General features: G+C 58.5%; 7 protein-coding genes and 1 pseudogene. 1 reads left to right on the forward strand and 7 read right to left on the reverse strand.

Going from position 1 to position 11,490, the window contains the following annotated elements; genetic code table 11:
• Nucleotides 1-468 precede the first annotated feature (468 nt).
• Together AWB66_RS27980 and AWB66_RS27985 are read right to left on the reverse strand one after the other, a co-directional pair.
• On the reverse strand, nucleotides 469-1,125 hold the full coding sequence (locus tag AWB66_RS27980; protein WP_087633316.1) for a hypothetical protein: 657 nt from the start codon (nucleotides 1,123-1,125) through the stop codon (nucleotides 469-471).
• A 2,472-nt stretch (nucleotides 1,126-3,597) separates the two neighbouring features.
• Nucleotides 3,598-4,878: an integrase domain-containing protein gene (locus AWB66_RS27985; RefSeq protein WP_087633323.1), complete on the reverse strand. Its 1,281-nt coding sequence runs from the start codon at nucleotides 4,876-4,878 to the stop codon at nucleotides 3,598-3,600.
• 750 nt (nucleotides 4,879-5,628) lie between these two features.
• Here AWB66_RS27985 and AWB66_RS27990 point away from each other — a divergent pair.
• A complete protein-coding gene (locus AWB66_RS27990) occupies nucleotides 5,629-6,612 on the forward strand; it encodes an IS630 family transposase (protein ID WP_200819086.1) in 984 nt (327 codons plus the stop codon).
• A gap of 306 nt (nucleotides 6,613-6,918) precedes the next feature.
• Here the strand turns inward: AWB66_RS27990 and AWB66_RS27995 are convergent, their stop codons facing one another.
• The 5 genes and pseudogenes from AWB66_RS27995 to AWB66_RS33820 form a co-directional block, all read right to left on the reverse strand.
• Nucleotides 6,919-7,140: a hypothetical protein gene (locus AWB66_RS27995; RefSeq protein ID WP_087633317.1), complete on the reverse strand. Its 222-nt coding sequence runs from the start codon at nucleotides 7,138-7,140 to the stop codon at nucleotides 6,919-6,921.
• The gene (gene istB, locus AWB66_RS28000; RefSeq protein WP_063500987.1) at nucleotides 7,137-7,904 is read right to left on the reverse strand and encodes an IS21-like element helper ATPase IstB; all 768 of its coding nucleotides are present in this window, start codon (nucleotides 7,902-7,904) and stop codon (nucleotides 7,137-7,139) included. The genes AWB66_RS27995 and istB overlap by 4 nt, the downstream gene beginning before the upstream one ends.
• A complete protein-coding gene (istA, locus tag AWB66_RS28005; protein WP_087633318.1) occupies nucleotides 7,891-9,393 on the reverse strand; it encodes an IS21 family transposase in 1,503 nt (500 codons plus the stop codon). The genes istB and istA overlap by 14 nt, the downstream gene beginning before the upstream one ends.
• Nucleotides 9,394-10,591: 1,198 nt before the next feature.
• Nucleotides 10,592-10,998 (reverse strand): annotated as a pseudogene (locus AWB66_RS28010) (transposase); the annotation flags it as partial.
• Nucleotides 10,999-11,151 (reverse strand): hypothetical protein, encoded by a 153-nt coding sequence (locus AWB66_RS33820; RefSeq protein ID WP_159462959.1) that lies wholly within the window; start codon nucleotides 11,149-11,151, stop codon nucleotides 10,999-11,001.
• Nucleotides 11,152-11,490 lie beyond the last annotated feature (339 nt).

Genomic DNA, 11,490 nt, shown 5'->3' on the forward strand with positions numbered 1-11,490 from the left:
TCTCAAGGCACGCTTGCATCCCAGCGTCGCCGTCACAGCTCCCCTGCTTTCCTCGTTGCACCCCCACTCTTCGTGTTGTACCGTTAGACCGGGCCGAAGGACTTCATCCTGATAACTCCACTTCGTCCGCGCGCCCACGGAACCCGAGTCCTTGATTCTAAACGGATAGCAACCAAATATTGCGAAATCAGCTCGGTGCGGCCAGTTGCTCAAAAATCGCATCGGCGACTTACAAAATGCTTTCTCACACGCATGTTGCCACGTAACGTTCTTAGGCGGAATGCCATGACGAGCCACCAACTGCGCCATGTCGTGACGGACGACATCGTCAGCGGCGAGACCTAGCGAATCTCCGAGTTCATGCAATGGTCAGAGAGTCGGCCGGCGCTCGAGACTGCGCCGATGTAAGCACCGACTCGGCCAACCATTGCCCGCGCGGCGCTCGTCAGGCGCGAAGCCGTTACATGCCTACGCCTCAGCCACTTCCTCGTCCCAATCACGACACCCCTGCCGGATGCGCGCACTGATTTGGTTGACATCGAAGAAGGACCACTGCACTCCAACGAACGGGGCATACCTTTGTCGCAGGAACTGATCGAGTTCGTGCAGTTTCATAATTGAAGGGGGAAGGTCGAAATCGATTTTGCAAGCGTCGTCGGTTGTGATGGCGATGGCCTCGACAGGGCATTTAAGGTCCGCCAAAAGCGCGGATAGAAAATGCACGACTGGCGCGGCTTGCCAAAGAGGACATCGAATCGCGTGCGCCGTGTCGGACTCGGTGACAAGCAGCTCATTTGCCTTTGTTGTCAAGCTTAGGGTACCAACCGACTGAATGTGCGTGATGACGAAGACGCCGAAGCGAGTAACAGCCAGGCAGTCCGCGCCTGCCGCCCCGCCGGAGAATCCCAGACTGGTCTGAACCATCATGTGTTCGTGCAACGCATAGTGATTCAATAGCAACGGAGCGAAAATTGCGCGAAGCTTGCGCGAGAACTCGGCGTATTCGCGCCGGCGTTGCCTAAGCGAAGACTCTTTTTGGTAACCCTTGGGGTACCCGAGGTACGCCTGCGTGGGAAAAAAGGCGGTAGGCTGCGTTTGAGCGTGCGAGCGGGATCGTCTTGACATTGCAAAGCTCCAGGTCTGCGGTGATCACTAGCTTTCGATTTATCGTTTCGGGTGCTGCAGAAACAATCTTAGGTTCGACGCCGCGCATCCGAAGTTCGAAAAGGTCACGATTTCGATAGCTCTTTCAATAAAATGGAAGAAACATCGCTCGTCAGGCATTGCGTGGCGCTTGAAACGCCGCGACGCTGTATGTAGGTGCAGTGCGAAACGGGTTTGCAAAGGGCAAACATGACGTCGAACGCGTAGCAAATAATCGGCGAAGCGAGTGAATTGCTGGCGTCAACCAAATGGGTTCGCCCCATCCGATTAAGCCAGGCTACGTTTTGTCACGTAGGCTGGCTCACGCGTGTATAGCCGTATGCCGTTGCTGCTTACGCTGCTGAACTTGCGGGGACCCGGACCCGCTCATTGGATCGCCGCGGTGTGTTCCGGTCGAAACGCTGCTCGAGAAGCGCTATTGAGACCTGCGAGGGCATCGGCTGCAAGTGGCTGCCGCATACGTTCGCGCGTGGGGAACCTGCAAGGCGACTGACGAAAAGCTATACGTTTTCGTGCGTCATTCCCCGAAAGGGCCGCTATCCGGATAGCGTTGACCGAGAGATCACGCGCGGGTTCGTGCGTTTGCAAGCGCTGTCTTCGGTCGAGTCGACGCCCAAATTGCGCGGCACACTGCATCTCGCCGGGGCTCGGGCGAAGGCGAGATAGTTACCGGCGCGCTTAGCGTGCCTTTCGCGCGGACGCAAAACTTCTGGTGAGACTCGCTTGCTAGATGGAGGCAATACGCGAGCGGTCCAGCGAGCCACGGACCAGAGAATAATCGGCCGCTCGGAAAAACGAACAATGCCCAGGCGCGTATATCGGTCGACAAGGAAGGGAAACAGTCCGGTGACGAATTACTGGAAGCGCCGAAATTGGTCCCGAGTCGGCGGAGGCGTCTATCGCAGGCTTTCTGATGAAAGCGGTGAAGACCGAAGTAGTGCGTGCTAGGAACGCCGGCCCGCGTCTAGCACGACCCGGTTGTCAGCCAAGCTCTCGGTTAAGAGACAACGAAGCATGCGTCACCCGCGGTGACGTGACGAACAGGCGGCGTGGTGATGTATCGGAGAAGCGCGCACGCGCTCGGGACACACCCGTGGAATTATCATGATAATTCCCTTTTCATAGAAAGAGCGCGAAAAAGGTATCGCTTTCTGCCTGATACATTTACACAAACCTTTCGAACGAAGCGGAAAAGCCGCACACAGTCCGGACACCAACAGCGCATAGGTAGCACCGACCGCTCTTCGCAATGATCGGCGACGGCGACGTACGCCGGCCTAGTGCGACAACTTCTGATTAGTTAGTTCGGTGTTGTCATAGGCGGACTCGGGCCGAACTTCACAGAAAACAGCTACATGACCTCGTGCCGTACTCTACGCAGCTTTCATCACGTCAATTCCACCGCCGATTGGCGCTACCAACACGTGATAAGCCAAGTCCGGAAAAGAGTTGATCATTGCCTATAGGTGGAATGACGGCGAGTGGGAACGCTGTCGGGAGTTTCGGGTTCGAAACGGATGGCGTTTCGGGCGACCCGCGGGATTTGAGGAGGCCTCGCTCTTTCCGCGAAGTCGCTGGTGCGGCCGGACTACTCATGTAACATTCCTTAGCAATACGACGGCCGAGTAGTGGACGGCTTGGCCGGGAGTCGTCCTCGTGCACGTTCCCCAGTTCACGAACTCGCGTCGGTTCGTCCAATTGCGGACAAACGCGGTGGCTGGATACAAGCATCGATGAGGTCACGCTTTGCGCTGCCGAAGTCGCGGTATCTCAAAGCATCGCGACTGCGCTTGTCTAGGTCTGGTACCGAGGAATTTTCTTGGCCAGGATAGCGCAAGGTAGACATACCTTCGCGGCCGGTGCGTTTTGTTTTTAGCCGGCCTCCTAGCGTGGCGCGGGGCGAGCAGCGCGGGCCTGCAGTTGTTTGGCCGCGAGCAACGCTATCCGGATAGCGTCCCTCGACGTTCCGAGACCAAGACAACCGCTTGATTCTTCTGGTAAATTAGCCTGTTACAAAACGTGCCGAATATTCACACCCCCTTATTCGGCACGCTTCTCACATCGTGGAATGATTCAATCGATGCGGAATGGTCGGTTGCGAGTCAAAAGAACAGTGCACGCCAACTACGACCGGCGCAAACGGCACGCTGTAAGAGACTCACTTGCACTGCGTCGTCCGAGACGAGCATGACCATGCGATCGCTTGAGCCCGGAGCTCGAAATCCGCGACGAGTGCGGTGGTGCCACTTCCTGCGACTACCGCCGCAAGACGACGCGTGACGCGGGGTGACCCAAGGGTGCGGCTTCTTGCTTGCTTGCGCAGAGGACTGTGATGTCCGTTCATCGTGATCATCGTCGACCATCAACAGCATCTTAGGCCCGGAAGCCGTCGCCATCCGACGACTGCAACGTCGTCGGATAACGACGGCAAACCTATTCGGCAAGCAGTGAAAGCTGGTCCGGTGCGGCGTTGTTGATCGTCTGGGCCAACGGTGGACCTTTGAGGACCTCGTTAGGCGCGGACGTTGGTGATGCTTCGGTCTCGGCGGGGTTTGCAGGCGTTACAGTTGGCAACGGGCCGCCTTTTGCAAGTATCCGATAAAGCGCTTGCCTTGAGATTTTTAGGCTCTTTGCCGCCTCTGATTTGACGCCGTTCGCCGCATCAAGAGCCGCGATCGCCTGCTCGAAGGTCACCACAGGTCGAGACAGGCGCTCGGCCGTGGCGAAGGTCGAGATGTAGGCCGTCGCCTTCGCCGCCAAGCTATGTCCAGCAGCTTCGACCAACTGTTGCATCGCCCTTTGATGGAGTTCCGGGTCGGGCCGATGATCGGGCAGTTTTATCGGCGCGGGCACACCGGTTATATCCTCGTACATCTTCTGGAGGTAAGCGTGGCGCAGTCCGTGCACCGTGACGCCCAACCCGCCACGCGTGATGCCCTCTTTCTGTAGGACGTGATAGAAATGCCGGTACCACCTTTTGAGCGACCATGGCTCCGGAATCATTGAGCCGGTGCGCGGGTTCGCGAGCCGGGCTGCGCGGATGAGGACTTCGTATTGCCACTCAGCATCGATCGGCACGAGCCGGGGCCTGCCGCCCTTCGTACCATCGATCACGTGCAGGTGGCCCGAGACGCGCAGGCATTGCAGTGGACGCAGGAGCATGCTTTCTTGGGCGCGCAACCCGAACGTCGCTTGCAATTCGACTTGAATGGCGACCCACCGATCCTGCACGCAAAGCCGGGAGATCACTTGGTTGACGTCAACGTTAGCCGCTTCCCAGGACTTATCTTCCTGCGCCACATAATAGCGGCGATAACCGTCGGGCCGCTTGATGTAGTCATCGACGGTGCCCACGAGCTGGTGCTTTTTCATCCATGCAGCGAGCGTGCGCCAGTAGGTCAGCTTGTTCTCGACTGTGCCGGGCGCCTGGTCATTTTCCTCGACCCAAAGCTTAACGAGGTAGGCGATGTGTTTCTCGGAGAGGTTCCAGGGCGACTGCAGCGCGAAGCCGCCCTTTCGTAGTTCGCGAAAGCCGGCAATGAGATGCCGCACGCGATAGCTCTGTGTCTTGATGGAGATTGCGTTCGACGTCACGCGCGTCGTGCTATGGGGTTTCGATAGGTGGCGGTTAAAAAGTTCGGCGAGCTCTTTGGTGAGCCGCTGAGGAAGCCCCGCGTTGTCCAACAGGGTTGAGAAGTTGAATTGGATCTTCATGGCCGTCGCATCAAAGGCGACGTTCTCACCTATCAGAAGAACGTCCCGGGTTGTTGGAATACTGCACGCTTTGCTTTCCGGGATCTTAGAGATCATATTTTCGATTCACCCGGCGCAGGGAAGCACTGACGCCTGATGATCCATGCGCCGGATGAATCCGATGCACGGCTACCTGACCGCAGGCGTTAGCCTGTCGAGCCAAGCAATTCCTTTTGCGCTTTTTGGTATCGGCAGCGCGAGCCGACAGAATGGGATATAGAAATCCGCACGCAGGGTGCAAGTGATTTCCCGTCTTGCGAGCTTGTTCATCACGGTCGCCCCGATTTGGAACCGCGCGAGTCAGGCTTGGCGAGAGTCGCCTTCGACGAAAGGCATAGATGACGTTCGCACTGTCCGTGCGAAGTTGTTCTCAGACGATGCGAAACTGCGTTTCGCTTGAAAAGCCAGTGCCGATGCGGTTTTTGGGGAACTCAGTTTCCCGCATAGTGCACAGCGCTGAATCGCAGGGTCACTGCGGATGAAGATCGTGGCGTCCGTCGGACACACGGCAAGAGAAAGATGGAGCGCACTGCACTCGGGTCGATGCGTTGGAACGCGGATAGGTAACTAGCATGATGCGCTTTATCGCGATCGAATGTGGGCGGAAAGCTCGCGATTTTCATACCTCTTTCGAGACTTACTAATCCGTGCATAAATAAGCGAACATAAATCGACACCACGACCTAAGCTTTAAGGAGCTTGGGGAGAGGCATGATGCGAGAAAACGATGGTCGGCAGCTTTCACACGCGACGCTTGAAGAGATCCGCATTCGCGCGGTCAGGCGGGTTGAAGCCGGTGAGTCGCCGGAAGACGTAATCCGCACCCTGGGATTCTCAAGGGCGCGTATTTACGAATGGTTGGCGGCCTGGCGCGAAGGAGGAATCGAAGCATTGCGCGCCAAGGCCATCCCGGGCCGGCCAATGAAACTGTCGTCCGACGCTATCCGGTTTGTCTATCAGACGGTCACAACGAAGAATCCAATGCAGATGAAGTTCGAGTTTGCGTTGTGGACGCGAGATATGGTGCGGGAGTTGATTCGTGAACATTTCGACGTCAGGCTTTCCGAGGTATCGGTTGGCCGGCTGCTCAGGAAGCTCGGGCTTTCGCCTCAGCGGCCGCTGGCGCGCGCTTACCAGCGCGACCCTGAACTGGTCGAGTCATGGATGAGAGAAGAATATCCGGCGATTGTCAGGCAGGCCAAATGCTGCGGGGCACACATATTTTTCGTCGACGAATCGACGGTGCGATCGGACTATCACAGCGGCACGACCTGGGCGCCGGTTGGTAAAACACCGGTAGTCGAGGTTACGGGCGCTCGCTTCAAGGTGAACCTGATCTCGGCAGTCAGCCCACGCGGCCAACTTCGTTTCATGTGCTTTGAAGGCAGCTTCAAGATCGCGGTGTACGTCGACTTCGTACGGCGATTGATGCTCAATGCCGATACCCCCATCTTCCTGATTGCTGATGGCCATCCGGTTCATCGTTGCAAAGCGATCCGCCAGCTTGCTGCAGAATCGGATGGGCGCCTTTTCCTGTTCTTCCTGCCCGCTTACTCGCCGGATCTGAATCCGGATGAACTCGTATGGGGCTACCTCAAACACCACAAGATCGGCAAGCTTGCTATCAAAGTCCAGGACATCTTAAGCAGCGCGTTCGGGCAGTTCTGCGCTCGTTGCAGAAAATCCCGGCTTTGATCCGATCGATGTTTCAACATCCGTCAGTCCGTTACGCAGCATGAACTATGTCCGGCTACTTTTTTTCGACTTAGTAAGTTCAACGTTTACGCCTTCGTTACGGATGACCGCTACATGAGCTATTTCAACGGCCTGTTAAAGCTCAGGTCGTGCTGTCGATTTATGTTCGCTTATTTATGCACGGGTTAGTAAGTCAATCACCCGACTCTTGTTAGCGGCGGTGCAAATCCGGCCCTAAACGGCGGCACAAGGTTAAGGAGCGTCAACGAGTAGGGGCCGTTACCGGCGCCGACTGTAGAGTGATGCTCATGAGAATGGATCGTCGACGTCGTTCAGGTGAGCGTTCACGGGAGGGCCGCGTTGTTCGTGCAGCTGTTCATGCAATTGGACCTGATAGTGCATGCAGATTCGCTCGCGTAGATCGTCGATGAGTTCGACGACAGCGAGCGCCTGATCGGCGGACCAGTCGTCCGGAATCAGGAAGTCGAGCCCACAAGTAATTCCGGAAGGCAGGTGAAGGCGCGTCATGATGTCTTCTTCTCGGCCTTGGCCGCAGTACGTTTCTTCGTGCGCTGCTCGGCGCGTTCACGCGCCTCCTTCACACGATAGGACTCGCCCTCGATCACAACGACTTCCGCACGATGCACCAGTCGGTCAACAAGGGAGACGACGCAAGCCGCGTTCGGAAACACCTCATGCCATTCTCCGAACGGTCGATTTGTCGTAACCACTGTCGACGCGACACCGTACCGCCGGCTGACGAGTTCGAACAGCAGATCGGCGTGGCGGTTCGAGTACGAGAGGTAGCCGACTTCATCGACCACAAGGACGTCGGGTGAGGCATAGCGGTTCAGCCGGCGGCGCAAGGCCGAATCGCTATCGAGCGCGGCCAGTTCTCCGAGCATCTGGCCGGCGGTGGTGAACAAGGCAGTGTGGCCATGCACGATTGCCTGATAGGCGAGATTGAGCGCCAGTGTCGATTTGCCGACGCCGTTCGGGCCGATCAGCACGACGTTCGCGGTGTCCTTGACGAACTCGAGCGCCATCAACTCTTCGACGACAGCGCGATCGCACCGTTTGGGCCAGGCCCAGTCGAAGTCGCACAACGGTTTGAAGCTGCCCAGATGGGCATCGCGGATGCGTCGCTCCAGAGAACGGCGTCCGCGCTCGTCCTCTTCCCAGCGCAGCAATGGCGCGACCCACGGCTCGGCCACCACATCGGGCCAGTGTGCTATCAGTCCATACAGGCGCAAGGCGTGCGCGCGGTTTTGCAGATCATCAGGCGCGTTCATCGGTGCCTCGGGTGATCTGGTCGTAAATGTCGAGCCGATGGGGTGTCACCAGCGTGTCCTTCCTGCGCACGTGTTCCGGCATCGGGACGGCCACTGGCGGAGGCAGCTTGCGTGCCTCGCGCCGGCGCTCCAGCGCCAGACGAACCGGATTCGGGTGAGGTGCAGCACCACTGGCGAGAGTCTCCTCAATGGCCGCCTGCAGTTCGGAGGCGCCATAGCGGTCAAGCAGGCGCAGCAGATTGGCGGTGATGTTGCCCAGGTTGCCGCCCCGTTCAGCGGCGCGCAGCATCAGCGTCTGGCTGGCCGGTGCCGCCTGGGCCAGATGGTCAAGGCCGCGATGATGGCGGGCCTCGCGTTTGCGTGCAACGAGGGCGTCGATATGTGTGGCAATTTCGATCTGCGCGCCGCGATCGTAACTTCGCACATGGGTGGCGAGCAGATCGGCGCCGTCGAGAATGCGTACCTGGTGCGGATCGGCCCGTACCGTGAGCGTGCGCCGCACGTGCGTATGTGGGATCGTGTAGTCGTTCAGGTCGAAACGTACGTAAGGCGTCTTGTTGACCTTCACGGCCAGTTGTAGCTCGCACGGATACGGATTCGCCGGCAAGGCGAGCAGGCTGGGCTGTTCGCGGGCGAAGGCCTCACGCACGGTGATTGTGGGCTCTTCCCGGCACGGTCGATCAGCCGCAGGTCCAGCGCACCAGAGGGCGGTCTGGGCATTGAGGTCGTCGAGGTCGACGAATTTGCGCGCGGCAAAGAAATTCTCGCGTACAAACCGTATAGCCCTTTCGACGCGACCCTTCTCATTTCCTCGGCACACGGCCACTGGACGGGGCTCGTAGCGATGATGCGCGGCGAACGCGAGCAGCGTCGGGTTGAAGCGGATGGCGTCGCCCCGACGTTCAAGCACGGCACTTTTAAGATTGTCGTACAAGACGACACGTGGCAATCCGGACCATGCCGCCCAGGCACCGGCGTGGCCGCCCAGGAAGCTGTCCATGCGTGCATCGAGGAAGAAGTGCAGATAGATCTGTCGCGACCACGACAGCACCATCACGAAGGCCATCAGGGGTCGGCGCGCACGTCCGATCTGCAGATGGCCGAAGCTCCCCCAGTCGCATTGAGCTTGCTCCCCAGGCAAGGTGCGAAGCCGAAGGTACGCCTCGGCCACCGGGCGCGGACGATGAAGCGAAACCAGGTGTCTGAAGTGGTGCTGACCGCCGCGGTAGCCGCGCTCATAGACCATCGCATACAGGCGGCTGGCCGTGAGTGATGGAAACTTCTTGAGCGTCTCATGGATGAACGGCAGGTAGGCATCGATCAGCGAGGGCCGCAGCATCGGGCCAATCCGGGGCAGTCCGGCCTGAGCCAGCACGCGCTGGACGGTGCCGCGGTTTACGTGTAACTGGCGCGCGATGGTGCCACAGCGCCACTTCTCGACATGGTAGTAGCGCAGGATCTGCGCTTCGAGTTCAACTCCGATGGTCATGGGCCCCTTCCTGTGCAGTGAGTAGCAGTACGAACGTCACGGAAGACCTGACGGCGCAGTGGCCCGAGGCGTAAGAAGCCCGGACGGACGCAGTGGCAGAAGTGGCAATGCTCAGGCACAGGTGTGGCGCTGGTGGGTACCGCTGCTCTGGCCGCCGACGTCGTCGAAGTCGGTGCCAGTAGAGCATCGGCGGCAGGCACGGCGGAACCGTGATGCGTCACTTTATTCTGGCGGCTGCGATAGCGGCGCATCCGTTCAGCGTGTGCAAACCGGCCGTGGCGACTGCGCTGATAGCGCTGAGCAGCCTCGCGTAAGCTGGCCTGGCGTGAGGCTCGAGAGCAGTCGCCTTTGCAGTAAATCTGTCCGCGGTCACAACGGCGGCAAACAATGACCTGGGCCCGGCAGCGGGCGCAAACGAAGAGGCGGCCTGAGGCCGGCATCGGCAATCCCCGTCAATGCCGATGCGATATCGACAGGGCTGACGGGGCGTGCAATACTTTGTTGGCACCGTGCCCCGTCGTGCGCGTGCTGGGCTCGACACCGGATTGGACCTGGCAGTTTAGGCCGGTGTCGGGCCTGTTTCTTCGGCGGTAGGCCTTCTTCTACCGCATCCTGACTCCTGCGTCACCCCTTCCTGAAACGAGCCGCGTCGGGTGCGTCTGCACTCGCCCTTCGGGCTCCTTCCGACGCATCCGATACCGCCCATCGATGCCATCAACAACAAGCACCGGACTGCCCTGCAGAACAGGAATCGTTTCGCATTTCTGATCGACGCCGCCATCTGGTGTCGGATTCTGACCGCCGTCCACAACTCTCAAAGGACGGGTCCTGAGCGTTTCTGTCGTTTCCGAAATCGCCGTGCTGGTGGTATTGAGCGTGTTTCGCAAGCTCCTTTCTTCTGCAATGCAACGGCGCAATGTTCTTGCCTTACTTACGACAGCGGCGGCAAGTCGGCTCGGGTACGAGCTACCGAGCCTGTTTGCTTCAGCGAATAGTATTGCAAGATCTGAACAACCCGTTCTCTGCATTTGATATCTGACTGGCACGCTCGAAATCGAGCTCGCAGCGTGATCTTCACCGCGTTGGACTGCTATCGCTCGCGTCTTGGCGTGCAGCGCTCCGCTCTCATGGTACGCCATCGCTCTTCACAGCATCTTGCGCACTATCCACACTAGCCCAGCGCGAACTGCGTTTCGATCTAAGCTGTGTTCTTCGCCCATATCCGATACCGCGCCTTCACGTATACAAACTAGCACTTCAGCACTCGAAATGGATGCTCTTCACCTTCGCTCTCACACTCGCTATCAGACGATCGATCTTCTCGTAGGTCCCGTGGAACCGTTTGCTGTTGTCCAGCGTTCTCCGCTTGCTGGCCTCATCGCGACATGCCACTGAAACGCACCCGTTTCACCTCGCTTCTCGATGCCTTGATAGCCCGCATCCGCAAATGCAATCTACTCCTCGCTACAGCGAATGCGCCACCGTGATGTCATGAACGTTTGCCGCCGTGCGCGTCACACTGTGCGCCAGGCCCGACTTTGCATCGACTCCTATGTGCTCCTTCATGCCGGAGTGCCAGCTGCCTCCTTTTTGCGTCTGTTGCATCTACTTGCCGGCAACAAAGCCCACGGCAATCGTGAGTTGCCGTTTGGCGGTATCAAAGTCGACACCTTGCACATACCACGGGGCCTTGATTCCCAAGGCGGCTTCAAAGAGTTGATTCGTCATCGCTTCGTCCCGCATGGCTTGTTGCAGCATTCTGCCGCAACAAGCCATGCCCAGCTTACCGATTCAAGGCGCCTCAAGGGTTCGCTGCGCCGGGCTCACGCCCGCCCTTGACTCGCTAATCCACCCACTCGGAATTCAAAAGAGGCCCATTTCCCAGCAAGGCGCGGGCTCTGGTGAATCGAATCCTGTCGCCGCTTTCGCAATGATATAGTCAGCGCCAAGCCTCATCAAAAAATTCGGCTGCAAGGAAGTGCTGAAGAGACAAACAATGAGGCTCTTTTAAAAATGCAGCGGGTAACGGGCTCATGAGGCATGGGGGTTGAAGGCGGACAAGTCGAGCTTGCCAGCAACGAGAAAGAGGACCGTGCG

It is taken from the genome of Caballeronia telluris (genome assembly GCF_001544495.1).
In the GTDB taxonomy this organism is placed as follows: Bacteria; Pseudomonadota; Gammaproteobacteria; order Burkholderiales; family Burkholderiaceae; genus Caballeronia; species Caballeronia telluris.